22 protein-coding genes are annotated in these 26,025 nt (G+C 70.0%); 16 read left to right on the forward strand and 6 right to left on the reverse strand.

Annotated features, from left to right (window positions below):
* Positions 1–202 precede the first annotated feature (202 nt).
* Complete coding sequence (locus ACZ69M_RS42580; RefSeq protein WP_470058605.1) at positions 203–1,498, forward strand: hypothetical protein; 1,296 nt, start codon at positions 203–205, stop codon at positions 1,496–1,498.
* Positions 1,499–1,621: 123 nt separating this feature from the next.
* On the opposite strand, the gene ACZ69M_RS42585 is transcribed toward ACZ69M_RS42580, so the two are convergent.
* Positions 1,622–3,361, reverse strand: coding sequence for a dolichyl-phosphate-mannose--protein mannosyltransferase (locus tag ACZ69M_RS42585; protein WP_470058607.1), 1,740 nt, complete (start codon positions 3,359–3,361; stop codon positions 1,622–1,624).
* A gap of 94 nt (positions 3,362–3,455) precedes the next feature.
* Between ACZ69M_RS42585 and rsmI the strand changes: the two genes are divergently transcribed.
* From rsmI to ACZ69M_RS42640, 11 genes are all read left to right on the forward strand, one after another.
* A complete protein-coding gene (gene rsmI, locus ACZ69M_RS42590) occupies positions 3,456–4,313 on the forward strand; it encodes a 16S rRNA (cytidine(1402)-2'-O)-methyltransferase (protein ID WP_382034787.1) in 858 nt (285 codons plus the stop codon).
* 200 nt (positions 4,314–4,513) lie between these two features.
* Positions 4,514–4,948, forward strand: coding sequence for a hypothetical protein (locus ACZ69M_RS42595; RefSeq protein WP_382181972.1), 435 nt, complete (start codon positions 4,514–4,516; stop codon positions 4,946–4,948).
* 68 nt (positions 4,949–5,016) lie between these two features.
* The gene (locus ACZ69M_RS42600) at positions 5,017–5,889 is read left to right on the forward strand and encodes a TatD family hydrolase (protein ID WP_352044326.1); all 873 of its coding nucleotides are present in this window, start codon (positions 5,017–5,019) and stop codon (positions 5,887–5,889) included.
* 140 nt (positions 5,890–6,029) lie between these two features.
* Positions 6,030–7,436, forward strand: coding sequence for a ubiquitin-like domain-containing protein (locus tag ACZ69M_RS42605; RefSeq protein WP_470058610.1), 1,407 nt, complete (start codon positions 6,030–6,032; stop codon positions 7,434–7,436).
* Positions 7,437–7,559: 123 nt separating this feature from the next.
* Positions 7,560–8,489 (forward strand): 16S rRNA (adenine(1518)-N(6)/adenine(1519)-N(6))-dimethyltransferase RsmA, encoded by a 930-nt coding sequence (gene rsmA, locus ACZ69M_RS42610; protein WP_470058612.1) that lies wholly within the window; start codon positions 7,560–7,562, stop codon positions 8,487–8,489.
* Positions 8,490–8,557: 68 nt separating this feature from the next.
* On the forward strand, positions 8,558–9,445 hold the full coding sequence (locus tag ACZ69M_RS42615) for a 4-(cytidine 5'-diphospho)-2-C-methyl-D-erythritol kinase (protein ID WP_470058696.1): 888 nt from the start codon (positions 8,558–8,560) through the stop codon (positions 9,443–9,445).
* Positions 9,446–9,537: 92 nt separating this feature from the next.
* Positions 9,538–10,893 carry an acyltransferase family protein gene (locus ACZ69M_RS42620; RefSeq protein ID WP_470058614.1) on the forward strand — a complete coding sequence of 452 codons (1,356 nt, stop codon included), beginning with the start codon at positions 9,538–9,540 and terminating at the stop codon, positions 10,891–10,893.
* Positions 10,894–11,057: 164 nt separating this feature from the next.
* Entirely contained in the window at positions 11,058–12,866 is a 1,809-nt protein-coding gene (locus ACZ69M_RS42625) for an ABC-F family ATP-binding cassette domain-containing protein (RefSeq protein WP_470058616.1), read from the forward strand.
* Positions 12,867–13,104: 238 nt separating this feature from the next.
* Positions 13,105–15,036, forward strand: a complete 1,932-nt coding sequence (locus tag ACZ69M_RS42630; protein ID WP_470058618.1) for an outer membrane protein assembly factor BamB family protein — start codon at positions 13,105–13,107, stop codon at positions 15,034–15,036.
* 91 nt (positions 15,037–15,127) lie between these two features.
* Entirely contained in the window at positions 15,128–16,930 is a 1,803-nt protein-coding gene (locus ACZ69M_RS42635; protein WP_470058620.1) for an outer membrane protein assembly factor BamB family protein, read from the forward strand.
* A gap of 225 nt (positions 16,931–17,155) precedes the next feature.
* Positions 17,156–17,863, forward strand: coding sequence for a helix-turn-helix transcriptional regulator (locus tag ACZ69M_RS42640; protein WP_470058622.1), 708 nt, complete (start codon positions 17,156–17,158; stop codon positions 17,861–17,863).
* A 133-nt stretch (positions 17,864–17,996) separates the two neighbouring features.
* Here the strand turns inward: ACZ69M_RS42640 and ACZ69M_RS42645 are convergent, their stop codons facing one another.
* The 3 genes from ACZ69M_RS42645 to ACZ69M_RS42655 form a co-directional block, all read right to left on the reverse strand.
* Positions 17,997–18,476: a hypothetical protein gene (locus ACZ69M_RS42645; protein ID WP_470058624.1), complete on the reverse strand. Its 480-nt coding sequence runs from the start codon at positions 18,474–18,476 to the stop codon at positions 17,997–17,999.
* Between the two features lie 222 nt (positions 18,477–18,698).
* Positions 18,699–18,998 (reverse strand): hypothetical protein, encoded by a 300-nt coding sequence (locus tag ACZ69M_RS42650; protein ID WP_470058626.1) that lies wholly within the window; start codon positions 18,996–18,998, stop codon positions 18,699–18,701.
* Between the two features lie 20 nt (positions 18,999–19,018).
* Positions 19,019–20,698: a sodium:solute symporter family protein gene (locus ACZ69M_RS42655; protein WP_470058628.1), complete on the reverse strand. Its 1,680-nt coding sequence runs from the start codon at positions 20,696–20,698 to the stop codon at positions 19,019–19,021.
* Positions 20,699–20,851: 153 nt separating this feature from the next.
* On the opposite strand from ACZ69M_RS42655, the gene galT reads away from it, so the two are divergent.
* The 3 genes from galT to galK are packed head-to-tail and all read left to right on the forward strand — an operon-like array spanning position 20,852 to position 24,026.
* A complete protein-coding gene (galT, locus tag ACZ69M_RS42660) occupies positions 20,852–21,916 on the forward strand; it encodes a galactose-1-phosphate uridylyltransferase (protein ID WP_470058630.1) in 1,065 nt (354 codons plus the stop codon).
* Positions 21,913–22,875, forward strand: a complete 963-nt coding sequence (galE, locus tag ACZ69M_RS42665; RefSeq protein ID WP_470058632.1) for a UDP-glucose 4-epimerase GalE — start codon at positions 21,913–21,915, stop codon at positions 22,873–22,875. Before galT ends, galE begins: the two co-directional genes overlap by 4 nt.
* 8 nt (positions 22,876–22,883) lie before the next feature.
* Positions 22,884–24,026 carry a galactokinase gene (galK, locus tag ACZ69M_RS42670; RefSeq protein ID WP_470058634.1) on the forward strand — a complete coding sequence of 381 codons (1,143 nt, stop codon included), beginning with the start codon at positions 22,884–22,886 and terminating at the stop codon, positions 24,024–24,026.
* A gap of 19 nt (positions 24,027–24,045) precedes the next feature.
* Here galK and ACZ69M_RS42675 read toward each other — a convergent pair whose 3' ends face one another.
* Positions 24,046–24,501 carry a GNAT family N-acetyltransferase gene (locus ACZ69M_RS42675; protein ID WP_470058636.1) on the reverse strand — a complete coding sequence of 152 codons (456 nt, stop codon included), beginning with the start codon at positions 24,499–24,501 and terminating at the stop codon, positions 24,046–24,048.
* A gap of 256 nt (positions 24,502–24,757) precedes the next feature.
* On the opposite strand from ACZ69M_RS42675, the gene ACZ69M_RS42680 reads away from it, so the two are divergent.
* On the forward strand, positions 24,758–25,525 hold the full coding sequence (locus tag ACZ69M_RS42680; protein WP_470058638.1) for a LuxR C-terminal-related transcriptional regulator: 768 nt from the start codon (positions 24,758–24,760) through the stop codon (positions 25,523–25,525).
* On the opposite strand, the gene tamR is transcribed toward ACZ69M_RS42680, so the two are convergent.
* The gene (gene tamR, locus ACZ69M_RS42685; RefSeq protein ID WP_060901813.1) at positions 25,484–25,981 is read right to left on the reverse strand and encodes a MarR family transcriptional regulator TamR; all 498 of its coding nucleotides are present in this window, start codon (positions 25,979–25,981) and stop codon (positions 25,484–25,486) included. The two genes, ACZ69M_RS42680 and tamR, sit on opposite strands and share 42 nt — an antisense overlap.
* Between the last annotated feature and the right edge of the window lie 44 nt (positions 25,982–26,025).

Consider the following 26,025-nt stretch of genomic DNA (forward strand, 5'->3'; position numbering starts at 1 on the left):
CGGCGGGCACATTCCCAACACGCCCAACACGCCGACTGCCACGAACACCCCGGGCCGCCCCGGCGGCGGAATTCCCAACACGAACAACACGCACAACATCCTGGGATGACGGCGCCAACGCAGACACGACCAGGACCGTGCGCATGTCACGGATGGCACAATTCGGCGCGCTCTGCCCAACGGTTGCGCTCATGGTGGATTTATGGAAGAACCGAATGTCGTTCCGCCGCATGACGAGGCAAGTGGACGGCTCCGAAACCTTCCGGTAGCGATCGTGATGGCCGCAGGTCTGGTGACCGGCGGCGGCATACTCGCCTGGTTCGGGTTGAAGGATGTCAGTGAGGCGCTGTCGTTCGCGGGCCGGACAACCGGCTTCTCCGCATTGATCGTCGCCCTGGTGATGTTTCTTGCCGTAGTTGCCGCTTGGGACTACTGGGGAGGGCGGAGTTTCAGGGCATCGGGAATGCTCGTCCTGGCTGCCGTTCTGCTTGTCCTGATCACCAACGCCGGACTTTTGGCGATGCAGATAGAGGGACGCGAACTCACGAACTGGCTGATCGCCTGGATTGCTCTTATAGCCTGGTCGGGCTGGGCGTTATGGGTGCTCCTGCGGCGCGAAAAAGTCTGGAAAGATATTCCGGCGCCCCGCGCGTTCGCCGTGGGGGCCCTGGCGACGACGCTTTTGGCGTTCGGTAACTTTGCGTACTCGCAGGTTTATCTACCCTATTCCACCCCTATGCTCGTGTCGGTTACGGCGGAGTTTGAAAAGCCTGTGGCGAACGATGCCACCGGCGGCACCACGGTGCCGCTGCGTCTGACGCTGAAGAATGGCGGGAAAGTCTCTGCATATGTCCCCCAGAGTATCTATGTGGTCCAGGGGCAATATGAGGAAACAAGCCGGGTGCCGGGAACTCGCAAGGACTGGCTGTATGGCGCATCGAACGGTGTTGTCCGGGATGATTTCCAGATCAAGGGCGCGACCGTGATCGAGAATGGCATGATCTTCTATCCCGGCACGGACACGTGGTTGGACCCCGGAGAAACTCGGACGGTGGATCGCGTCATCCGGCTGCCAAAGGATATCAAGTATCAGACCCTCATGGCTTACGCCGAAGCCATTCTGGTAAGGAAGGATCGAGTATCTCTCGACACTCCCGACGTGCAAAAGTCCTGGGATGAATCATCACTCAAACACATCAGTGATGCCCCGGAATGGGTGAGAGGTGGTGCACCCTCTGGCGTTGATTTTCTGAAGTGGACGTTTCCTCTGCGCGAGGGAAGTTATCTGACTGCGGCGACAAGAAGGCAGAAACATCTCACCACGTGGTGGATGCTGAAGAATCCGAACATTGCGGTGACCGTCTCCCCTTCGAAGGAGGGAGAGAATGTGAGGCCGAGTGCGCGAGATATGAGCACCCTCCTTGCGCGGTACGGACTTGAAACGATCGACAGCGGGTTTGCCGAGATGCCGACAGAGGCGTTGAGGAAGGGCCGGTGAGGCTTGGTGTCTTCCAGACCTTCCAGACCTTTCACGGCCGGCGCAACTGCCGGCGACCATGGCGACCAACAACGACCACGAGGGCGCGGCTGACAGCCGCGCCCTCGTGCTGTGTCCGTGCAGCTAGACCCAGGTGTCCAGCCACATCCGCGACCGCCACTGGTCCATGGGGATCGCCGTGCCCGTGTACAGGGGCCAGAAGTAGATGAAGTTCCAGGCGATCAGGAGGACCAGGACGCCCGCGCTCGCCGCGCCGATGACGCGGCGGCGTTCCGTGGAGCCGGGTGGGCCGAGGATCGCGCCGATCATCATGGCGACCGCCAGGCACAGGAACGGGACGAAGATGATGGCGTAGAAGAAGAAGATCGTGCGCTCCTGGTACATGAACCAGGGGAGGTAGCCGGCCGCGATGCCGCAGGCGATCGCGCCCGCCCGCCAGTCGCGGCGGAACGCCCAGCGCCACAGGACGTAGACGATCGCGAAGCAGGCGGCCCACCAGAGGAGGGGCGTGCCCAGGGCCAGGACCTCGCGGGCGCACTTGTCGCCCGCGTCCGCCGGGCAGCCGTCCTTGCCGGGCAGCGGGGACTCGTAGAAGTACGAGACCGGGCGGCCCAGGACGAGCCAGCTCCACGGGTTCGACTGGTAGGTGTGCGGGGACGAGAGACCGACGTGGAACTCGTACACCTCGTGCTCGTAGTGCCACAGGCTGCGCAGCCAGTCGGGCAGGAAGGTCCAGTTGCCGCCCTTGCCGTCGGTCGCGGCCCAGTTGCGGAAGTAGCCGCCCTTGCCGTTGGTGGGGGAGAGGATCCAGCCGGTCCAGGAGATGAAGTAGGTGACGATCGCCACCGGGACCGTCGCGAGGAACGTGATGCCCGTGTCGTGCTTGAGGGCCGCCACGTACGGGTGACGGGCGCCCGCGACCCGGCGCGCGCCGACGTCCCACAGGACCGCCATCAGGCAGAACGCGAAGAGGACGTACAGGCCGCTCCACTTGGTGCCGAGGGCCAGGCCCAGCATCAGACCGGCCGTCCAGCGCCAGGGGCGCCAGCCGAGGCGGGTGGACTCGGCGATGTGCGCGTCGGGGCGTACGAGACCGTCCGCGTCCGTGGGCAGGGCGGCCGCCAGCCGGGCACGCGCGCGGTCGCGGTCCACGATCAGACAGCCGAAGGCCGCCAGTACGAAGAACATCAGCACACCGTCGAGCAGCGAGGTGCGGCTCATCACGAAGTGCAGCCCGTCCACCGCCATCAGCGCGCCCGCGAGACAGCCCAGGAACGTCGAGCGGAACATCCGGCGCCCGATCCGGCACAGCAGCAGCACCGACAGCGTGCCGAGCAGCGCCGTCATGAAACGCCAGCCGAACGGATTGAAGCCGAACATCCACTCGCCGAGCCCGATGACGTACTTGCCGACCGGGGGATGCACCACGTAGGCGGCGTCGGAGGGGATGCCGACGTGCCCGTTGTTCTGCAGGATCAGGTCATTGGCGTTCTTGTCCCAGTTGACCTCGTACCCGCGGTGGATCAGCGCCCAGGCGTCCTTGGCGTAGTACGTCTCGTCGAATATCACCGCCTTCGGGCTGCCCAGGTTCCAGAACCGCATCAGCCCCGCCATCAGGGTCACGAGCAGCGGGCCGCCCCAGCCCGACCAGCGCGTGATGCGCTCCGCGACCGCGTGGCGCAGCCCGAACGCAGCCCAGATCCGGGGACTGGGCTCGGCGTACGGCGGCACGAGCCGATCACGCACATCGCTTCTGGGTGGCGCGTTGTATCCGAAGCGGCGCAGCCGCTGCTGCCACGACGGCCGCCGTTCTTCGGCTGCCTGGCCCTGCCGGGTGTCCGTGGAGGACGCGGTACTGGTCACCGCGCCATCGTAGGGAACAGGTCTGTGGGAGTCCCGTGCACGGGCCTAATGGGTGGATGCGGCTGCCGCCGAATGCCCCTGCGAGGATGGAACTGTGACAGGAACCCTTGTTTTGGCCGGCACCCCCATCGGCGACGTGGCCGACGCCCCGCCGCGGCTCGCCCAGGAGCTGGCGGGCGCGGACGTCGTCGCCGCCGAGGACACCCGCAGGCTGCGCCGGCTGACCCAGGCGCTGGGCGTGCAGCCCACCGGGCGCGTGGTGTCGTACTTCGAGGGGAACGAGGCCGCCCGCACGCCCGAACTCGTCGAGGCGCTGGCCGGCGGCGCGCGCGTGCTGCTGGTGACCGACGCCGGGATGCCGTCCGTCTCCGACCCCGGGTACCGGCTGGTCGCCGCGGCCGTCGAGAAGGACATCAAGGTCACCGCCGTACCCGGCCCGTCCGCCGTGCTCACCGCGCTCGCGCTGTCCGGGCTGCCCGTCGACCGGTTCTGCTTCGAGGGGTTCCTGCCGAGGAAGGCGGGCGAGCGGCTGTCCCGGCTGCGGGAGGTCGAGGGCGAGCGCCGCACGATGGTCTACTTCGAGGCCCCGCACCGCCTCGACGACACCCTCGCCGCGATGGCCGAGGTCTTCGGGGACGGGCGGCGGGCCGCCGTCTGCCGCGAGCTGACCAAGACGTACGAGGAGGTCAAGCGCGGACCGCTGGGCGAGCTGGCGGCCTGGGCCGCCGAGGGCGTACGCGGGGAGATCACGGTGGTGGTCGAGGGCGCGCCGGAGAAGGGCGCCGAGGAACTGGACGCGGGCGAGCTGGTGCGCAGGGTGCGGGTGCGGGAGGAGGCGGGAGAGCGCCGCAAGGAGGCCATCGCGGCGGTCGCGGCCGAGGCCGGAATTCCCAAGCGCGACGTCTTCGATGCGGTGGTCGCGGCAAAGAACGCGGCGCACAGCGCCCCATAGAAGAGCAAAGGGCCCGCACGGAAAGCAAAGCTCAGGCCGTGTCTTCGAGGCATTCCGACAAGGAAAGGCCAAAACGACTCCAATAGTCGACAGGCCTGATGCGTTTCCGCCCGGAGAAGCGTCCACTGGTTGAAGGGACGTACCCGTCCCTCGCCCCCGCCGACCGGGGGCGCTTGTCCAGCGGAACAGCAGGAGCTGGCATGAGTGAGATCGCAGGGCAGACCGGCAACCGCAGCGCGGCGACCGCCGTCGTCAACGAGTCGTATTCCTTCGCATGCATGCGCTGCGGGCACGGCTGGGAGCAGTCGTTCGAGATAGAGCACCACCGCGACGCCGAGGGCGGCGAGTTCGTGATGTACGTGGCGGACGGCCATGTCGTGCCGTCGCCGCTGAGTCGGCCCTCCTGCCAGAACTGCGACGGACACGTGGTGCGCATCATGCGCGCCGGACAGGTGTCCTCCGTCCAGAACTCCATGCACCAGCACACGCACCGACCGGTGCCGGCCCACCCCGAGCAGGCCCACGGCGAGCAGGCCCACGACGAGGCCGTCGACCAGCCGGCCGTGCCCGGGGAACCCCACCACTGGCACCTCTCCGACCTGCTGCACCCCTTCCACCACCGCAAGGCGGGCTGATCGCGGAAGCGCGGTGACCTCGCCCGGGTGAGGTCCGGTCCGGCGTGCCCCTTTCGTAGGATCGGGGCATGCCCTCCGACAAGACCGAAGCGCCACCGCTCCCCGAGCCGCTGCGCGTCCCCGTCGCCGACTCGCACACCCACCTGGACATGCAGTCCGGCACCGTCGAGGAAGGCCTCGCCAAGGCCGCCTCGGTCGGCGTGAGCACGGTCGTCCAGGTCGGCTGCGACCTGAAGGGCTCCCGCTGGGCGGCCGAGACCGCCGCCGCGTACGAGGCCGTCCACGCCACCGTCGCCCTGCACCCCAACGAGGCGCCCCGTATCGTGCACGGCGACCCCGACGGCTGGTCCCGCCAGGGCGCACGGCAGCCCGGCGGCGACGGCGCCCTGGACGAGGCCCTCGCCGAGATCGACCGCCTCGCCGCTCTGCCCCAGGTCAAGGGCGTCGGCGAGACCGGGCTCGACTACTTCCGTACGGGTCCCGAAGGCAAGGCCGCCCAGGAGCGCTCCTTCCGCGCCCACATAGAGATCGCCAAGCGGCACGGAAAAGCCCTGGTCATTCACGACCGGGACGCGCACGCCGACGTGCTGCGCGTCCTGAAGGAGGAAGGCGCGCCCGAGCGGACCGTCTTCCACTGCTACTCCGGCGACGCGGTGATGGCCGAAATCTGCGCCCAGGCCGGGTACTACATGTCCTTCGCCGGAAACATGACCTTCAAGAACGCCCAGCCACTGCGCGACGCGCTGGCTGTGGCCCCCCTGGAGCTCGTCCTCGTCGAGACCGACGCGCCCTTCCTGACCCCCGCCCCCTACCGCGGACGGCCTAACGCGCCCTATCTCATTCCGGTCACGGTGCGCGCCATGGCGGCCGTGCGGGGCATCGACGAGGACACGCTGGCGACGGCGCTCTCGGCGAACACCGCACGGGCCTTCGGTTACTGAGGGATCACGCTTCCGGCCATTTTTCGGGGTCACACCTCAGGGCAGTATCGCGACACAGCGTAGCCGCGTTGCTTGGGAGAGTGACGACCGCTCCGCTAGGTTCTGGTCGCCCGATCCGGACCCCCCTGGAGCGTGTCGTCGTGAGCAACTCGCAGAACGAGACGTTTGGCCTGACTGGAACGTCGTTCGAGGACCGAGAAACTGGTGAGCAGCCGCCGTACGGTGCCGGAAGCCCGGACCGCGGCGGCTACGTGGACACCTACCGGCCCGCGTACGAGGCACTGGCGGCGTCCCAGGCGCCGACCGAGCCGATACTGCCCCGGCAGACGCAGACGTTGGTGCAGACACAGACACGCACGCAGACGCAGGCGCTCGGTGACGCGGCGGAGGATCCCCGGTCCGGCGGGCGGGCCGCTGCCCGGCGCGCTGCCCGGCGCCGGCGCACCGCAGAGCGTCCCGACCCGCTGCGGCGACTGCTGCCCCAGGCGCTGGTCGTCGCCTTCCTCGCCGGCGGCACCTCCGCCTTCGTCGCCAACGACAAGGCCATCGAGCTCAGCGTCGACGGCAGAGCGCGCACGCTGCACACCTTCGCCGACGACGTCACCGAACTGCTCGCCGAGGAGGGCGTGCGGGTCGGCGCGCACGACGTCGTCGCGCCCGCCCCCGGCACCGAGCTGACCAGCGGTGACGAGGTCGCGGTCCACTACGGGCGGCCCGTACGGCTCACCCTCGACGGACAGCCGCACGAGGTGTGGACGACGGCGCACACGGTGGACGGGGCGCTCCAGCAGCTCGGGGTGCGCGCCGAGGGGGCGTACCTGTCGACCTCGCGCTCCCGGCGCATCGGCCGTGAGGGCCTCGCGCTCGACGTCCGCACCGAGCGGACGGTGACGATCATGGCGGACGGACGGGCACGGACGATCCGGACGAACGCGGCGACCGTCGGCGAGGCCGTCGAGAGAGCCGGGATCACCCTCCACGGCGAGGACACGACGTCCGTCCCGCCCGGGAGCTTCCCCCGGGACGGACAGACGGTCAGCGTGATGCGGATCACCGGCACCCAGGAGGTCCGCGAGGAGGCGATCCCCTTCCGGACGACACGGACGAACGACCCCTCGCTGTTCCGCGGCACCGAGGTCGTCGACCGGGCCGGGGAGCCCGGGGCCCGGCGGGTCACCTACCTGCTGCGGACCGTCAACGGGGTCAGGCAGAAGCCGCGGAGGGTCGGGGACGAGGTGGTCCGGGAGCCGCGTGGACAGGTGGTGCGGGTCGGTACGAAGCCGCGGCCCGATTCCACGCAGGGTGCCGACCATCTGAACTGGTCCGGACTCGCGGCGTGCGAGTCCGGCGGCCGCCCCGGCGCCGTGGACCCCTCCGGCACCTACGGCGGCCTGTACCAGTTCGACACCCACACCTGGCACACGCTCGGGGGGTCCGGGCGGCCCCAGGACGCGCCGGCCGCGGAGCAGACCCGCCGGGCGAAGAAGCTGTACGTCCGCCGGGGCGCGAGCCCGTGGCCCCACTGCGGAGCCCACCTCCACGGCTGACGGGTTCTCCGGCTGCGGGTGCGGTGGGGCTTGCTCGCGCCCACGCGGCGCAGCCGCATCTCCAGCAGCGCCCCGCGCCCCCTGAGGCGGGGGCTGCGCCCCGCGTCCCCGTAGTCTTGGGGCGTGAACAGCCCCACCCCCGACGCCCTCCTGGGCCCCGCCGACGTCCGCGAGCTCGCGGGTGCCCTCGGTGTGCGGCCCACCAAGCAGCGCGGCCAGAACTTCGTGATCGACGCCAACACCGTGCGCCGCATCGTGCGCACCGCCGGCGTGCGGGCCGACGACGTGGTCGTCGAGGTCGGCCCGGGCCTCGGCTCGCTGACCCTCGCGCTGCTGGAGGCGGCCGACCGGGTCGTCGCCGTGGAGATCGACGACGTACTCGCGGGGGCGCTCCCGGCGACCATCGCCGCCCGTATGCCGGCCCGGGCCGACCGCTTTGCCCTCGTGCACTCCGACGCCATGCACGTGAACGAGCTCCCCGGCCCCGCCCCCACGGCCCTCGTCGCGAACCTCCCGTACAACGTCGCCGTCCCCGTGCTGCTGCACATGCTCGCCACCTTCCCGACCATCGAGCGCACGCTGGTGATGGTGCAGGCCGAGGTCGCCGACCGGCTCGCCGCCGACCCAGGCTCGAAGGTGTACGGCGTGCCGAGCGTCAAGGCCAACTGGTACGCCGACGTGAAGCGGGCCGGCTCCATCGGACGCAACGTCTTCTGGCCCGCGCCGAACGTCGACAGCGGCCTCGTGTCGCTCGTCAGGCGCGCCGAGCCCATCAGGACCACGGCCTCCAAGCGCGAGGTCTTCGCGGTCGTCGACGCCGCCTTCGCCCAGCGGCGCAAGACGCTGCGCGCCGCTCTCGCCGGGTGGGCCGGTTCCGCGGCCGCCGCCGAGGTCGCGCTCGTCGCCGCCGGGGTCTCACCGCAGGCCCGCGGGGAGTCGCTGACGGTGGAGGAGTTCGCCCGTATCGCCGAGAACAAGGCCGAGAACAAGGCCGAGGGCAAGGCTGAGAACGCCGAGAGCAAGGCCGAGAACAAGGAGAGCGCTCAGCCGTGACGGAGTCGAAGACCGAGCCCACGACGCACACGGGCAAGGGCAGGGGGACGGGCACGGGCACGGACGTCGTGACCGTACGTGTCCCCGCCAAGGTCAACGTCCAGCTCGCCGTCGGCGCCGCCCGCCCCGACGGCTTCCACGACCTGGCCAACGTCTTCCTCGCCGTAGGGCTGTACGACGAGGTCACCGTGACGCCGGCGGACGAGCTGCGGATCACCTGCGAGGGCCCGGACGCCGACCAGGTCCCCCTCGACACCACGAACCTGGCGGCCCGCGCGGCCCTCGAACTCGCCCGCCGGTACGGCATCGAACCGGCCGTCCACCTCCACATCGCCAAGGACATCCCCGTCGCGGGCGGCATGGCGGGCGGCAGCGCCGACGGCGCCGGCGCGCTGCTCGCCTGCGACGCCCTGTGGGGGACGAACGCCTCCCGCGAGGAACTCCTCGACATCTGCGCCGAGTTGGGCAGTGACGTGCCGTTCAGCCTGGTGGGCGGGGCGGCGCTGGGTGTCGGACGGGGTGAGCAGCTGCGGACGCTGGACGTCGGCGGGACCTTCCACTGGGTCTTCGCGATCGCCGAGCGCGGGCTGTCGACCCCGGCGGTCTTCCGGGAGTTCGACCGGATGAACGAGGGCGTGCGGATCCCGGAGCCGGTCGCCTCGCAGGAGCTGCTCGACGCGCTGGCCAAGGGGGACGCCGGGGCCCTCGCCCGCGCCGTCTCCAACGACCTCCAGCCCGCCGCCCTCTCCCTCTTCCCGGCCCTCGCCGAGACGCTCGCCGCCGGGCGGACCGCCGGTGCGCTCGCGGCCCTGGTCTCCGGTTCGGGGCCGACCACGGCCTTCCTCGCGGCGGACGCCGAGTCCGCGCGCACGGTCGCCGACGCGCTGCGCGCCTCCGGCACCTGCCGGACGGTACGGGTCACCGACGGCCCCGCCCCCGGCGCGACGGTCGTCTGACCCCCACGGGCACGTCACGGGCCCGGTACTCAGAGGCGAATTGAGTACGGGCGCGCTGACGCCATTGCGGCGGACGGCGCGACCGTACTCGTATGGGATCAAGCGCTCACGCCCTCGCCGAGGCCACACCCGCCTCGCGCGACAAGTACGTCGACCTGCTGCGGGTCGCCTCGCTCGGCACGGTGGTGCTCGGGCACTGGCTGATGGCCGCCGTGTCGGTGCGCGGCGACGGACGGGCCGAGGTCGGGAACCTGCTCGCCGTGGAGCCCCGCCTCCAACTGCTCACCTGGGCCCTCCAGGTCATGCCCGTCTTCTTCTTCGTCGGCGGCTTCTCGCACGCCCTGTCCTACCGCTCGCTGCGGCGCAAGGCCGCAGAGAACGGGGGAGGGCCTCTCTACTCCGTGTTCCTGCGTGCCAGGTTGCAGCGGCTGCTGCGGCCGACCGTGGTGTTCATCGGCGTGTGGGGAGCACTCGCGCTCGCTCTGCAACTCGCGGGCAGGCAGGGCGGGTTGCTGGACGTGTCGCTGCGACTCGTCGCCCAGCCGCTGTGGTTCATAGGGATCTATCTGGCGATGGTGGCCTTCACCCCGCCGCTGCTGCGGCTGCACGAGCGATACGGGTGGGGCGCGTTCGGCGGGCTCGTCGCCGCGGCCGGGCTCGTGGACGTGCTGCGGTTCGGGTTCGGGGTGCCGTACGTCGAGTTCCTGAACTTCGCCTTCGTCTGGCTCGCCGTCCACCAGCTCGGATTCCTGCGCGCGGACGGGAAGCTGCGACGCCCCTACCTCCTCGCGGGCGCCGGGGTCGCCGGGGCGGTCCTGCTGGTGGCGTACGGGCCGTATCCGCTGTCCATGGTCGGGATGCCGGGCGAGAAGATCTCCAACATGGCGCCGCCCACCTTCGCGCTGCTGTGCCACGGGCTGTGGCTGGTCGGCGGGGTGGAGTCGCTGCGGGGCCCCGCGCAGCGGTGGCTGCGCCGGCCACGGGTGTGGCGTGCGGTCGTCGCGGCCAACGGCGTGTCCATGACCGCCTTCCTGTGGCACCTCACCGCGATGCTCGGTGTGTACGGGGCGCTGCTGGCCCTCGGCGTACGGCTGCCGGAGCCCGCGACGGGGGTGTGGTGGGCCCAGGTGCCGGTGCGGGTGGTGGTGGCCGGTGTGGTGACGGCCCTGCTCGTCACCGTGTTCCGGAGGTTCGAACAGCCCTTTGCCGTGGTCCTGGGTGAGCCGGGGGCGTCGCCCGCGGGTGCGCGGCCGGCCGCCGCGCTCGGCGTGACGCTGTGCCTCTTCGGGGTGCTGGGGCTCTCCATGGTCGGGTTCGGCGGGTTGCTCGAAGGGCGTACGGCGGTACTGGTCGCGGTCCGGGTGACGGCTCCGGTCGCCGTGGCGATGACGCTCGTGGGCTGGCTGCTGGTGGAGCGGGCGGGACGGGGGCGGCCTGCGGCCGCGTAAGTGTGCGGGGCGGTGCGTTGTCTGCGGGCCGGTGGGGGCTGGTCACGCAGTTCCCCGCGCCCCTGGGGGCCGGGGCTGCGCCCCGGGCCCCACCCGTGTGGCTCGGGAGGTGAGGGAGCCGGACTACCCTTGAGGGTCGATCGTCCCCCTTGTTCAGGAGAGAAATGGCCGTCAACCTGGTCAATGTCGAGTCCGTCAGCAAGGTGTACGGCACCCGTGCCCTGCTCGACGGAGTCTCCCTCGGCGTCAGCGAGGGCGACCGGATCGGTGTGGTCGGGCGGAACGGCGACGGCAAGACCACCCTCATCCGCATGCTCGCCAAGCTGGAGGAGGCCGACACCGGCCGTGTCACGCACTCCGGCGGGCTGCATCTGGGAGTGCTGACCCAGCACGATTCCCTCGATCCCGCCGCCACCGTCCGGCACGAGGTCATCCGGGACCTCGCCGACCACGAGTGGGCGGGCAACGCCAAGATCAGGGACGTCCTGACGGGACTGTTCGGCGGCCTTGACCTGCCGGGGTTCCCGCAGGGGCTCGACACGGTGATCGGCCCGCTCTCCGGCGGTGAGCGCCGCCGTATCGCGCTCGCCAAGCTGCTCATCGAGGAGCAGGACCTGATCATCCTCGACGAGCCCACCAACCACCTGGACGTGGAGGGCATCGCCTGGCTCGCCCAGCACCTGCGGGAGCGGCGGTCGGCGCTGGTGTGCGTGACCCACGACCGGTGGTTCCTCGACCAGGTCTGCACCCGGATGTGGGACGTGCAGAAGGGCGCGGTGTACGAGTACGAGGGCGGGTACTCCGACTACGTCTTCGCGCGCGCGGAGCGTGAGCGCATCGCCGCCACCGAGGAGGTCAAGCGGCAGAACCTGGTGCGCAAGGAGCTGGCCTGGCTGCGCCGCGGCGCCCCCGCCCGCACCTCCAAGCCGCGCTTCCGCATCGAGGCCGCCAACGAGCTGATCGCGGACGTGCCGCCGCCCCGCGACAAGAGTGAACTGATGAAGTTCGCCAGCTCGCGCCTGGGCAAGACGGTCTTCGATCTTGAGGACGTGACGGTGCAGGCGGGCCCGAAGGTCCTGCTCAAGCACCTCACCTGGCAGCTCGGACCCGGCGACCGGGTCGGGCTCGTGGGGGTGAACGGAGCCGGCAAGACCTCCCTTCTGCGCGCCATGGCCGAGGCCGCCCGCAGCGACGGGGAGACGCAGCCCGTCGCCGGACGGATCAGCACCGGCAAGACCGTCAAGCTCGCCTATCTGTCGCAGGAGGTCGCCGAGCTCGACCCGACCTGGCGGGTGCTGCAGGCCGTGCAGGCCGTCCGTGACCGGGTCGACCTGGGCAAGGGGCGCGAGCTGACCGCGGGACAGCTGTGCGAGACGTTCGGCTTCAACAAGGACAAGCAGTGGACGCCCGTCGGGGACCTCAGCGGTGGTGAGCGGCGGCGGCTTCAGCTGCTGCGGCTGCTCATGGACGAGCCCAACGTCCTCTTCCTCGACGAGCCCACCAACGACCTCGACATCGAGACGCTGACCCAGCTGGAGGACCTGCTCGACGGCTGGCCCGGCTCGATGATCGTGATCTCCCACGACCGGTTCTTCATCGAGCGCACGACGGACAACGTGTTCGCGCTCCTCGGCGACAGCACCCTGCGGATGCTGCCGCGCGGGATCGACGAGTACCTGGAGCGGCGCAAGCGCATGGAGGAGGTCGCCGCGGCCGCCGTGCTCGCCGCCGCGCCCGCCCCGTCCGCCAGGGCCGCCTCCGCCGCCGACGCCCGCGCCGCGAAGAAGGAGCTGCAGAAGATCGAGCGTCAGCTCGACAAGATCTCCGAGAAGGAGAGCAAGCTCCACACCCAAATCGCCGACAACGCGACGGACTTCGAGAAGGTCGCCAAACTCGACGCCGAACTGCGTCAGTTGACCGGTGAGCGTGAGGAACTGGAGCTGCGCTGGCTGGAGCTCGCGGAGGACGCGTAGGCCCCTGGCGGGTGGCGCGCGCGTCCCGTGAAGGGGGCGTGAAGGCGCATAACGAGGGCATCACGGGCCGGTCCTCCCTTGGGAACAGGGGGAGTACCGGCCCCTTGTTCGAGGTCCCCAGAGTGATAGAAAGGTCCGTCTGAGAACAGTCTGAGAACCACCGGTGTGGCGCGAAATCGGCGCCGCCGACCGCGCCGCCGGTGGGGCGCCACATCAGTGAACGAGGGGGAACGCGCTGATGAGTCAGCCGCCGAGTGAGCCGCCGCAGGGTGACTTCGGAGCACCGCAGGACCAGCCACCGACGCCGTCGACGCCGCCGGTTCCACCGACGGCACCGGCGCAGGGAGGGTTCGGCGCGCCCCCCAACTCGCCCCAGGGCACGCCCCCTCCGCCCGCCGGTCCGCCGGCGCCCGGTTACGGATATCCGCAGCAGCCCGGGCCTTACGCCCAGCCCGGCCCGTACGCACCACCGCCCCAGCAGCCGGCAGCCCCGTACGCACAGCCGCCGCAGCAGCAGGCGGGCCCGTACGCACAGCCGCAGCAGCAGCCGGGCCCGTACGCGCAGTCGCCGCAGCAGCCGGGGCCGTACGCCCAGCCCGGTCCGTACGCCCAGCCCGGCCCGTACGGTCAGCAGCCCGCATACGGTCAGCAGCCCGGATACGGGTCCGGGAACGGCTATCCGGGCCAGGCGCAGTATCCCGGCGGCCCGGGCACCCCTCCGCCTCCTCCCGGTGGTTCCAAGAACCCCTTCAAGGGCCGCCCGGCCATGGTCATCGGCGCCGCCGTGGCCGCGCTGCTCGTCGTCGGCGGGACGGTCTGGGCCGTCAGCGGCGGGGGCGGCGACGACGGCAAGAAGCCGGTCGCCCAGGACAGCAAGGGTGCGAAGGCCTCCTCCTCCGCCGATCCGGTCAATCCCGGTGACGGCAGCGGCAACGGCGGCGGGGACTCAGAGAACCTCAACGCGGGCCGCCAGGCCGGTGAGGCGAAGGTGCTCTGGTACAAGCAGGCGCCCGACGCGCCCGGTTCCGGCGCCGACGCCCCCGGCCTGTGGATCACCGACAAGACGGCGGTGAAGGCCGCGTACACGCAGGTGTTCGCGTACAACGTCGGTGACGGCAAGCCCACTTGGGCCCCGATCACGTTCCCGCAGCCGATCTGCGCGGTCACCCCGCAGAAGACGTCCGACGACAAGGTGGTCGTGGCGTACAAGAGCGGTGCCGGCGACAGCGCCAAGTGCAACCAGCTCCAGCAGATAGACCTCGACACCGGCGCCAAGGGCTGGAGCGGCAAGGTCGCCGACGGAGCGCTCTTCGACAGCACGCTCACCATCGAACTGTCGGTCACCGGCAAGACGCTGATGGTCGGTCGCTCGCAGTCCGGCACGGCGTACGACATCACCAGCGGCAAGAAGCTCTGGGACAAGAAGAACTACGGCCAGGCCTGCTTCCCGGCCGCGTTCGCGGGCGGCGCCAAGCTGCTGTCCGTCGCCTCCTGCGGTGCCGCCACCGACACCGAGCACGACGAGGTGCAGCAGCTGGACCCGGCCACCGGCAAGGCCAAGTGGACCACGAAGATCCCCAAGGGCTGGTCGGTCGAGCGCACGTACTCCGTCGACCCCGTCGTCATCTACATGACCAACAAGGACCAGAAGAAGGTCAACGTCACCACGTTCAAGGACAACGGTGCCGTCCGCTCGCAGCTCAAGAGCAGTGACGCCTTCAGGCCCGAGTGCGGTTTCGCCATTCTCGACCGTGACCTGACGGGCTGCTTCGGCACCGCCGCCGACGCGAACACGCTCTATCTGCCGACCGAGGCGAAGAGCGGCGCCAACGAGATCGTCGCCTTCGACCTGTCGACCGGCAAGGAGAAGTGGCGCGTCAAGTCCCCGGCCGCCGAGTCGATGCTGCCGCTGAAGATGGACGGCACGCGGTTGATCGCGTACGTCGAACCGTCGTACAACGCCGGTGGGCAGATCGTGTCGATCCCCACGACCGGAAGCAGCCACCAGCCCACCAAGCTGCTGCAGAACCCGCAGGGCACGGCGTCGGTCGAGAACGGCTTCTTCTCGAAGGCGGTCGACTACGTGGACGGGCGCTTCTATCTCTCCACCACCCGGCTGACGGGCAACGACCAGTCGAAGGAGAAGTTGATGCTGGCCTACGGCAAGTGACGCACGCTCACGCCACCTTCGCCCCGTTCGCCGCCTTCTTCGTCTCCCGCATCTCCGTCCCCAACGCATCCGCATCCGAGGTAGACACGTCATGAGCCAGCCGCCGCCCCCACCACCGCCGAACCAGCCCCCACAGGGTGGCTTCGGCGCGCCTCAGGACCCTCCGCCCGGTGGCTTCGGTGCGCCTCAGGATCCTCCGCCGGGCGGGTTCGGTGCGCCCCAGGCTCCTCCGCCCGGTGGGTTCGGCGCCCCGCAGCCTCCGCAGGGTCCCGGTTACGGCTACCCGCAACAGGCACCCCCGCCGGGGCCGCCGGCCCAGCCGGGCTACGGCTACCCCGGCCAGCAGCCCGCCCAGCCCCCGGGACCCCCGTACGGCTACGGCTATCCGCAGCAGCCGCCGACCTATCCGATGCAGCCCCAGGTTCCCCAGGGCGGGGGCGGCGGGCGGAAGCCGAACAGCCAGGTGGTCATCATCGTGGCGGCCGTGGTGGCCGTCGCGCTGATCATCGGCGGCGGGGTCTGGTACGCGAGCTCCGGCAAGGACGACAGCAAGAACACCTCCTCCGGCGCGAGCGGCGGCACCGGAGGCAAGGGCGGTTCGGGCGGCGACAAGACCACCGGTTCCACCGGCAAGGAGAAGGTCCCCGCCGACACCAGCTCCAAGGTCCTCTTCCAGGTCCCCGCCCCCGCCGTGCCCGCTGAGAGCAGCGTGTCCACCGTCGGCTCCTGGCTCACCGACAAGGTGTACGCCAAGAGCGGCGACGCCGAGATCAACGGCTACGACCCCGACTCCGGCGCCAAGCTCTGGACGATCAAGCTCCCCGGCCCGGTGTGCACGGCCAGCCGCCACACCACCGATTCCGGCCGGACCGCGATCGTCTACGAGCCCGCCATGCCGACCAAGGCGAAGCCGTCCCACGGCTGCAGCGAGCTCTCCGCCCTCGACCTTGCCGCGGGCAAGCTGCTGTGGACGAAGTCGGTCAAGTCCGGTGACCAGAAGATCGGCCTCGAAAACGTCACCACCAGCGCGAACACCGTCGCCGTGGGCAGCACCAACGGTGGCGCCGCGTTCGACATCTCCACCGGCAAGGCGCTGTGGGCACCCAAGCCCACGGACACCTGCTACGACGCCGGGTACGGCGGCGGCGACAAGCTGGTCGCGGTCCGCAAGTGCGGCGAGTACGGCAGTACGCGGCAGTTGCACATCCAGACCATCGACCCGACGTCCGGGAAGGTGATCTCGGAGTACAAGATGTCGCCCGGCATCGAGTACGCGAGCGTCGTGTCGACCAACCCGCTGGTGGTGGCCGCCGACGTCGGCGACTCCGCCGGTGACGGCAGCGGCATCTCGGACTTCTTCTCCATCGACAACAAGACCGGCCAGTTGCGCACCAGGATCTCCGCGCCGGGCAAGACCTACGCCGCCAAGTGCGACGGCATCAGCAGGATCGAGAGCTGCACGAAACTGGTGGTCGGCAACGACAGGCTCTACATCCCGACCGAGCAGCACGACGGCGGCCAGTCCGGCCAGATCAACGAGATCGTCGCCTTCGACCTGGGCACCGGCAAGCAGACCGGCCAGCGCGCGGACGCGGGCGACGGCTACGACATCTCCCCGCTGCGCATGGACGGCGGCAATCTTCTCGCGTACAAGCGTCCGCCCTACGACAAGGGCGGTCAGATCGTGAGCATCGACGGCACCTCCTTCAAGGAGACCACGCTCCTGGAGAACCCGGCGACCGAGGCGGTCCGCGACGCGGAGACGAGCATGCTCCCGGATTACGCCGAGATCCTTTACAGCAAGGGCCACCTGTACATGTCCGCGGTCTACGCCCACAAGCCGTACAGCGACTCCGAGAAGGAGTACCTGGCGATCGCGTTCGGCACGCAGTAGGTCAACTTCTTTTGACCGTGGCCCCGTCCCAGCTCAGGGACGGGGCCGTTCGCTTACCCCTCATCACTCCCGAATGCGAGGAATTTCGATATTCCGGGGCACTTCTCACCAGTAGGGGAAGCGCAACGTCGAACAAGCGTGTAGCTTCCGGGGGATGGAGAGCCGGGGGGCTCCTAATCCACGGGGAACCAGTGGGGATGCTTGGGGGGACTGGGGGGTTGCTCGATGGGAGTGCGGCTCATGGTGGTCGACGACCACCGACTGCTCGCCGAGGCGTTGGCCTCGGCGTTGAAACTGCGGGGGCACCGGGTGCTCGCCGCGGCGGCGCCCGCCGCGGGAGCGGCGGAGCTGGTGATCACCAGGGCACCGGAGGTGTGCCTGATCGGCACGGCGACACCCGCCGAGCCGGGAATCTTCGACCCGGTGATCAGGATCAAACGGGAGCGTCCGCAGGTGGCGGTCCTGGTTCTGGGTCCGGTCCCGAACCCGCGCGGTATCGCCGCCGCGTTCGCCGCGGGCGCGTCGGGCTACGTACGCCACGACGAGCGCATAGAGGGAGTCGAGCGCGCCATCATGAAGGCGAGGGCGGGTGAGGCGGCGGTCGCCCCCGCCCTGCTCCAGGGCGCCTTCAGCGAGCTGCTGAACCCCGCCGCCCAACCGGACGACGAGGGCCAGCGGCTCCTGCAGATGCTCACTCCACGCGAGGTGGAGGTCCTCGTGAGGGTCGCGGACGGGGAGGACACGAGGCTCATCGCGGCCGGTATGGGGATAGCCCCGTCGACCGCCAGGACCCATGTCCAGCGGGTGCTGATGAAGCTGGGGGTGGGGTCGCGGCTGGAGGCGGCCGCCCTGGCCGCGCGGACCGGCTTGCTGGACCGGGCGGGACCGGTGACGGCGGGGCTGGGGAGTGCGGAAGACCCTGGGCCCGAGTAGGCACCGCGTACGCAAAGGGCGTTGGGTCCGACGGTGAAGTACCGCCGAACCCAACGCCACAGACGTCATACGTTCAGACCGCGATGTCGGGCGTGTTCGTGAGTCGCCGGCACGGTGCGCGGTGAACGACCGGTCAGACGCAAACGGTGGAGAGCTGCGCCGCGGTGGCGAGCACCGCGTTCAGTGCCGCGGTGATGTTGGCCGGGACGGGCGGGACGGCCGCCAGCGCGGCGGCGAGGACCTGCAGCTCCGTCTGCAGCTGCAGAGCGAGGGCCGCACAGGTCGGCGGCGTCGGAGGCGCTGCCGGGAGGCATCCGGCGGCACGGAGCTGTGCGACCGTGGCCTGGGCGGCGGCGACCGCCGTCTGGGCCGCGGCGACGTTGGGCGTCGGCGTGGCGGCCAGAGCCGTCGCGGCGGCCTGCAGCTGCGTGGAGAGCTGACCGCTCAGCGTGGCGCAGACCGTCGGGGTCGTCGGCGGCTTCGGGCCCTTGGACTCCTGGACGACGGGCTGCGGGTCCGAGGCGGCGATGGCCGCCGGGGCTATGGCCATGGACAGCGAGGCCAGGGCCGCGGCCGAGGCGACAACGGACCCGAAGCGCTTGAAAGAGAACATTCCGCGCCTTTCTTCGTGTGTTGTGTGAAGAAGTTGGGGAGGTATCCCCGAGTTCAGGAGGCCTCGCGGCGCGGCCTCCGGCAACTCCACGTGTCCGGCTCGTGTCAGGCCGTGCTGCCCGCCAAGGCCTCGCCGGGCGGAAAGGCAAAGGTCAGAGGCATGTGCCGGAGGTGGCCCGAACGGGGGCGCCCGCTACTGTGAACGGGCGACCACCTGGAGTGATCATTCCTCGTCGGGCAGCGGCGCGGGCGGAGCCAGCGGCCGCAGCCACAGCCACAGCAGGAAGAAGATGCCCAGGGCGAGCATGCCGAGGCCGGTCCAGAGGTTGATGTTGACGCCCTGGGCCTTGGCGAGTTCGGCGTCGGAGGCGGTCAGGCCCGCGAGGGTGACGATGACGCCGTAGACGACGAACAGGCCGCCGATGATGGTGCGGATGTCGAAGAGGCGGGTCGCGGTCGCGGACTGATGCTCCAGCTCCGTGACCTCGCGCTGGACATCACGGTCCGAATAGTGGTCGGACATGGTTGCTCAGGCCTCCTGCGTCAGAACGAGAACGGGATGTAGCAGGCCGCCGCCAGGATCAGCGCGCCCCAGCCCAGCAGTGCCGGCCTGCGGTACCACGCGTCGTCGCCCACGGCCGGCGGCTCGGCCATGCCGGGGGAGACGGTGCCGTAGACCAGGCCCTGGAGGTCCTCCGCCGGTTTGGGTGCCGTGAAGAGGGAGACCGCGACCATCACCACCGCGCCGGCCACGAAGCCCGCGATCGCCGAGACGAAGTTGGCTCCCTGGTCGGAGGGGATGGCGATGATCCCCTGCTTGTAGATCACGAAGTAATTGACCATCGCCGCCGTCGTGCCTGCCAACAGGCCCCAGAATCCCGACTTCGCCGACGCGCGCTTCCAGAACATGCCGACGATGAAGGCCACGAACATCGGCACGTTGAAGAAGGAGAAGAGGGTCTGCAGGTAGGCCATGATGTTGGAGAAGGACGACGCCAGGAACGCCGTGCCGATCGACGCCAGCACGCCGATCACCGTGATCAGCCGGCCGAAGCGGACGTAGTAGAAGTCCTCCCGGTCGGTCACGATGTACCGCCGCCAGATGTCCGACGTGAACACCGTGTTGAACGACGAGACGTTGGCCGCCATGCCCGCCATGAAGGCCGCCAGGAGCCCCGTCACCGCGATGCCCAGCACGCCGTTCGGCAGCAGTTCCTGCATCAGGTACGGGACCGCGTCGTTGTACTGGAGGTTCGAGCCGCTCGTGCCGATCCTGGGCACCAGGACCGCCGCCACCAGGCCCGGGATCATCACCAGGAAGACGATGAAGATCTTGGGGAACGCCGCGATGAGCGGGGTGCGCTGGGCCGCCGACAGGTTCTTCGCCGAGAGCGCGCGCTGCACCTCCGCGAAGTTCGTCGTCCAGTAGCCGAAGGAGAGGACGAAGCCGAGGCCGAGGACGATGGTCAGCCAGTTCGCGCCCAGCGGGTTCACATGGCCGATGCCCGTACCGCCCCAGGCGGTGGTGAAGTCACTGCCGTGCGTCTTGTCGAGCGAGTGGGTCAGGCCGTCCCAGCCGCCGACCCGCTTCAGACCGAGCGCGGCGATCGGGATCAGGGCCGCGAGGATCACGAAGAACTGCAGCACCTCGTTGTAGATCGCCGAGGACAGGCCGCCGAGCGTGATGTACGCCAGGACGAAGAACCCGGCGATCACGATCGCCACCCACTGCGGCCAGCCGAGCAGTGCCTCGACCACGATCGCCAGTGAGTACAGGTTGACGCCCGCGATCAGGATCGCCGCGAAGGCGAACAGGATCGAACTCAGCAGGTGCGCCGCCTTGTCGAAGCGCAGGAGCAGGAACTCGGGGACCGAGCGGACCTTCGAGCCGTAGTAGAACGGCATCATCACCAGGCCCAGGAACACCATGGCGGGGATCGCGCCGATCCAGTACCAGTGCACGGTGTAGACGCCGTACTGCGCGCTGTTCGCGGCCATCCCCAGGATCTCGGTCGCGCCGAGGTTGGCGGAGATGAACGCGAGGCCGGTGATCCAGGCGGGCAGCGACCGCCCGGAGAGGAAGAAGTCGAGGCTGGTCCTGACCGAGGCCTTGGCGGCGAAACCGATGCCGAGCACGACGACGAAATAGATGCCGAGGATCGTGTAGTCGAGCCCGTTCGTGGGGAGCCGGAGCCCTGCGGCGAGGTATGTGGGGGCATGCATGCCCGTATCCATGCCCCACGAGTCCCACGATGCTGCCCAAGCTTCACCGACACCCCCCAAACCCCCGCAGGCATTGACGTCCCTGTTGCTTTGTGGTTTGTTGTGTTCGGTTATGTTTGATGGTTGGGTGTGGTGTGGATGAGGAGTCCAGCGGTGAAGAAGACCTCGACCCGGCTCGCCGACGGTCGTGAGCTGATCTACTACGACTCACGCGACGACAAGGTGCGCGACGCGGTGGACCGCCGCCCGCTGGAGCCCACCGTCACCAGCTCCCAGGTCCGCCGGGACCCGCTCCTCGGCGACTCGGTCGCGATCGCCTCGCACCGCCAGGGGCGCACCTACCACCCCCCGGCGAACGAGTGCCCGCTGTGCCCCTCGCAGGGCGACCGGTTGAGCGAGATCCCGGACTCCTCGTACGACGTCGTCGTCTTCGAGAATCGTTTCCCCTCGCTCGCCGGCGACTCCGGGCGCTGCGAGGTCGTCTGCTTCACCTCCGATCACGACTCGTCCTTCGCCGACCTCACCGAGGAGCAGGCGGGGCTCGTCCTGGAGGCGTGGACGGACCGCACGGCGGAGCTGTCCCATCTCTCCTCCGTCGAACAGGTCTTCTGTTTCGAGAACCGTGGCGAGGAGATCGGCGTCACCCTCGGCCATCCGCACGGGCAGATCTACGGCTACCCGTTCACCACCCCGCGTACGGCCCTGATGCTGCGCTCGCTGGCCGCGCACAAGGAGGCCACCGGCGGCCAGAACCTCTTCGACGACGTCGTCGCACGCGAACTCGCCGAGGGCGACCGGATCGTCCTGGAGACCGAGCAGTGGGTCGCCTTCGTGCCGTACGCCGCGCACTGGCCCTACGAGGTCCACCTCTACCCCAAGCGGCGGGTGCCCGACCTGCTCGGGCTCGACGAGGAGGCCCGCACAGAGTTCCCCCAGGTCTATCTGGAACTCTTGAGGCGCTTCGACCGGATCTTCGGTGAAGGGGAGCCTCCGACGCCGTACATCGCCGCCTGGCACCAGGCGCCGTTCGGCGCGCTGGCCGAGTTCGAGGGCGTGAACAGGGACGACTTCGCGCTTCACCTCGAGCTTTTCACCATTCGCCGCACTTCCGGCAAGCTGAAGTTCCTCGCGGGTTCCGAGTCCGGCATGAGCGTGTTCATCAACGACGTGCCGCCGGAAGCCGCGGCCCAGCGACTGCGAGAGGTAGCGAGTTCATGAGTGGGAAGTACCTGGTCACGGGTGGCGCGGGCTATGTCGGCAGCGTGGTCGCGCAGCATCTGATCGAGGCCGGTCATGAGGTGACGGTCCTCGACAACCTGTCCACGGGCTTCCGCGAGGGCGTCCCTGCGGGCGCTTCCTTCATCGAGGGCGACATCCGCGACGCCGGCAAGTGGCTGGACTCCTCGTACGACGCCGTGCTGCACTTCGCCGCGTTCTCGCAGGTCGGCGAGTCCGTCGTGAAGCCCGAGAAGTACTGGGACAACAACGTCGGCGGCACCATGGCGCTGCTCACGGCGATGCGCGAGGCGGGCGTGCGCAAGCTGGTCTTCTCCTCCACGGCCGCCACGTACGGCGAGCCGGAGCAGACCCCGATCGTCGAGTCCGCGCCGACGAGGCCCACCAACCCCTACGGCGCCTCCAAGCTCGCCGTCGACCACATGATCACCGGCGAGGCGGCGGCCCACGGGCTGGGCGCGGTGTCGCTGCGCTACTTCAACGTGGCCGGCGCCTACGGGGCGCAGGGCGAGCGCCACGCCCCCGAGTCGCACCTCATCCCGCTCGTCCTCCAGGTCGCGCAGGGGCGGCGGGAGGCGATCTCCGTCTTCGGCGACGACTATCCGACGCCGGACGGCACCTGCGTCCGTGACTACATCCACGTGGCGGACCTGGCGGAGGCGCACCTGCTGGCCGTCGAGGCGGCCACCGCCGGTGAGCACCTCATCTGCAATCTCGGCAACGGCAACGGCTTCTCCGTCCGCGAGGTCATCGAGACCGTCCGCCAGGTCACGGGGCACCCCATCCCCGAGGTCATGGCCCCGCGCCGGGCCGGGGACCCGGCCGTGCTCGTCGCCTCGGCGGCGACCGCGCGCGAGCGGCTCGGCTGGAACCCGTCCCGCGCGGATCTCGCGGGGATCGTCGCGGACGCGTGGGCGTTCGCTCAGAACAAGGAGCGGTAGGTAATTCGGTGGGCGTTCGCGAGGGGTTCGAGGAGCTGTACGGGACCGCACCGGAAGGCGTCTGGGCGGCGCCGGGGCGGGTCAACCTGATCGGCGAGTACACGGACTTCAACGAGGGGTTCGTGATGCCGCTCGCCCTGCCGCACACGGCGGTGGCGGCGGTGTCGCGGCGCACGGACGGGGTGCTGCGGCTGCACTCCGCCGACATCGAGGGCCCGGTCGTCGAACTGCATGTCGACGAGCTGGCGCCGCTGACCAACACCAGCTGGGCCGCGTACCCGGCGGGCGTGGTGTGGGCGCTGCGCGAGGCGGGGCACGCGGTGACGGGCGCGGACGTGCACCTCGCCTCGACCGTGCCGACGGGGGCGGGCCTGTCCTCCTCCGCCGCTCTGGAGGTCGTGACGGCGCTCGCCCTCAATGACCTGTACGAACTCGGCCTCACCGGGCCCGAACTGGCCCGGCTCTCCCAGCACGCCGAGAACGACTTCGTCGGCGTGCCCTGCGGGATCATGGACCAGACGGCGTCCGCGTGCTGCACCGAGGGGCACGCCCTGCACCTCGACTGCCGCGATCTGTCCATCCGGCAGGTCCCCTTCGATCTGGCCTCCCAGGGGCTGGAGTTGCTGGTCGTCGACTCGCGGGTGAAGCACGCGCTGGGCGACGGTGCGTACGCCGAGCGGCGCGAAGGGTGCGAGGAGGGCGCGCGGCAGCTCGGGGTCTCGCATCTGCGGGATGTCGCGTACGAGGAGCTCGACGCGGCGCTCGCGCGCCTGTCGGACGAGCGTGTACGCCGTTACGTCCGCCATGTCGTCTCCGACGACCACCGGGTGGAGCGGGTCATCGCGCTGCTGGACGCCGGGGACGTCCGGGCCATCGGTCCGGTCCTCACGGACGGGCACGCCTCGCTCCGGGACGACCTGCGGATCTCCTGCGAGGAACTGGACCTGGTGGTCGCCACGGCCAACGCCGCGGGGGCGCTGGGGGCGCGGATGACCGGGGGCGGCTTCGGCGGCTCGGCCATCGTGCTGGTGGAGTCGGCGGATGTGGACACGGTGACGAAGGCGGTGACCGAGGCGTTCGGCTCCGCCGGTTACACGGCTCCTCGGGTCTTCCCGGCGGTGCCGTCGGCAGGCGCCCGCCGCCTGAGCTGACGCCTGTTGCGCGTTCTGGTCACGGCAACGGCTTGGTCAAGGTGTATTCCGTGATTCCCGGGGGATAGTCGGGGATCACGCACACCACCTCGTAGCCGTGTTTCTTGTAGAACTCGGGGGCCTGGAAGTCCCAGGTTTCCAGGCGGGAGTTGCGGCAGCCGCGCTCCTCGCGGGCGAGGCGCTCGGCCTCGGCGAGGAGCCGGCCGCCGAGGCCCGCGCCGCGGTGGGGCGCGTCCACCCAGAGGTATGTCACGTGCAGCCATGTCGTCCAGGTGTGGCCGACGAGCCCGCCCGCGAGCGCCCCGTCGGCGTCCAAGGCCCAGACGTGGAGCGGAAGTTCCCGTTCGGCAGGGGTGCCGCGCAGAGCGCGCAGGACCGGGGACGCCTGTGTGTTCGTGTCGCGCAGCCGCCGACGGAGCAGATCACGCCGGTCTTTGTCGTCTCCTGTCTCCATACGAAACATACGGCTCACCATAAACGCGCTGGCCAATCAGTTCTGCAAATTGCCTTCCGCTGCGAGCCCCCGGTCGTACCCTGTGAACAGCGCCGGTGGGGGCCGGTGCTGATCAGGGGGCGAGACAGTCGGGTACGACGCCCGAAGTGGGGGTAGCAGTTCCAGCACGGCGGCGGCCGTGCGGCTGCGGCACTCCGTTTTCCGAGTTCGAGCGGGCTCGGGATCACTTCGGGTGTCGTACCTGCGCCGGTCCGTCCCCCGACCAGTGGGGGTATCAGTGGTTCGCATCCGTGTCCTGGTCGTCGACGACCACCGCATCTTCGCCGAGTCGCTCGCCGCCGCACTGGCCGCCGAGCCCGACGTCGACGTGTCCGCCGCAGGCAGCGGCCCGGCCGCGCTGCGCTGCCTGGAGCGGGCGTCCGCGGAGGGCCGCAGATTCGACGTACTGCTCGTCGACGCCGACCTGGGCGGCAATCTGCCCGGCGCCCGTCCTGCCGTGCCGGTCCAGGAGGGCAACGAGGACGGGCTCGTCGACGGCATCTCGCTGGTCGCGGGCGTCCGTTCGGGGCAGGCGAGCGTGCGCATCGTCGTCCTCGCCGAGAAGGACGATCCGCGCCGCGCCGCCCTCGCACTGCAGGCCGGCGCCTCGGGGTGGGTCGCCAAGGACTGTTCCCTGTCGCGGCTGCTGACCGTCATACGGGGTGTGCTGCGCGACGAGACGCATCTGCCGCCCGCCCTGCTCACCGGCGTCCTGCGGGAGTTGACCGCCGCACGCAAGCACCGCACCGAGAGCGAGCGGCTGGTCGAGTCGCTCACGCCGCGGGAGCGGGAAGTGCTGCGGTGCATGGTCGCGGGGCTGGGACGGAAGGCCGTCGCGGAGCGGTTGTTCCTCTCCCCGCACACCGTCCGGACCCATATGCAGAACGTGCTGGGGAAGCTGGGCGTCCACTCGACGCTCGCCGCGGTCGCCCTCGCCCGCCGGGCCGGGGTCGGACCCGTCGACCTAGCCGGGGATGTTGTCGAACGGGGCGGTCAGCTGGCGTAGCAGGGACGCGAGTTCACCGCGCTGCGCCCTGCTGAGTTCGGCCAGGATCGCGCGCTCCTGGTCGAGAAGTCCGGCCAGCGCCTGGTCGGCGCGATCGCGCCCCTCGTCCGTGAGGCGCACGAGAACGCCCCTGCGGTCGCTCGGGTCCGGGAGGCGCTCCACCAGGCCCTTCTTCGTCAGCCGGTCGATGCGGTTGGTCATCGTGCCGGAGGTGACGAGCGTCTGTGTGAGCAGCTGGCCGGGGGAGAGCTGGTACGGGGAGCCCGCGCGCCGCAGTGCGGTCAGCACGTCGAACTCCCAGGGCTCCAGGCTGTGCTCGGAGAACGCCAGCCGTCGGGCGCGGTCCAGGTGCCGGGCGAGCCTGCTCACCCGGCTGAGTACCTCGAGCGGTTCCACGTCGAGGTCAGGGCGCTCCCGGCGCCATGCTGCGACCAGCCGATCGACCTCGTCCTCCATGACGATCAGTGTAGTGGTTGTGTCGACATGAAGTCTCTTGATAT

The organism is Streptomyces sp. NPDC107454 (assembly GCF_055582885.1).

What these genes read in the sequence shown, in the direction of transcription:
- ACZ69M_RS42580 (WP_470058605.1), top strand. Translation starts at nt 203, where the DNA reads ATGGAAGAACCGAATGTCGTTCCGCCGCATGACGAGGCAAGTGGACGG.
- ACZ69M_RS42595 (WP_382181972.1), top strand. Translation starts at nt 4,514, where the DNA reads ATGAGTGAGATCGCAGGGCAGACCGGCAACCGCAGCGCGGCGACCGCC.
- ACZ69M_RS42600 (WP_352044326.1), top strand. Translation starts at nt 5,017, where the DNA reads ATGCCCTCCGACAAGACCGAAGCGCCACCGCTCCCCGAGCCGCTGCGC.
- ACZ69M_RS42620 (WP_470058614.1), top strand. Translation starts at nt 9,538, where the DNA reads ATGGGATCAAGCGCTCACGCCCTCGCCGAGGCCACACCCGCCTCGCGC.
- ACZ69M_RS42625 (WP_470058616.1), top strand. Translation starts at nt 11,058, where the DNA reads ATGGCCGTCAACCTGGTCAATGTCGAGTCCGTCAGCAAGGTGTACGGC.
- ACZ69M_RS42630 (WP_470058618.1), top strand. Translation starts at nt 13,105, where the DNA reads ATGAGTCAGCCGCCGAGTGAGCCGCCGCAGGGTGACTTCGGAGCACCG.
- ACZ69M_RS42635 (WP_470058620.1), top strand. Translation starts at nt 15,128, where the DNA reads ATGAGCCAGCCGCCGCCCCCACCACCGCCGAACCAGCCCCCACAGGGT.
- ACZ69M_RS42640 (WP_470058622.1), top strand. Translation starts at nt 17,156, where the DNA reads ATGGGAGTGCGGCTCATGGTGGTCGACGACCACCGACTGCTCGCCGAG.
- ACZ69M_RS42645 (WP_470058624.1), bottom strand. Translation starts at nt 18,476, where the DNA reads ATGTTCTCTTTCAAGCGCTTCGGGTCCGTTGTCGCCTCGGCCGCGGCC.
- ACZ69M_RS42650 (WP_470058626.1), bottom strand. Translation starts at nt 18,998, where the DNA reads ATGTCCGACCACTATTCGGACCGTGATGTCCAGCGCGAGGTCACGGAG.
- ACZ69M_RS42655 (WP_470058628.1), bottom strand. Translation starts at nt 20,698, where the DNA reads ATGCATGCCCCCACATACCTCGCCGCAGGGCTCCGGCTCCCCACGAAC.
- galE (WP_470058632.1), top strand. Translation starts at nt 21,913, where the DNA reads ATGAGTGGGAAGTACCTGGTCACGGGTGGCGCGGGCTATGTCGGCAGC.
- ACZ69M_RS42675 (WP_470058636.1), bottom strand. Translation starts at nt 24,501, where the DNA reads ATGGTGAGCCGTATGTTTCGTATGGAGACAGGAGACGACAAAGACCGG.
- tamR (WP_060901813.1), bottom strand. Translation starts at nt 25,981, where the DNA reads ATGGAGGACGAGGTCGATCGGCTGGTCGCAGCATGGCGCCGGGAGCGC.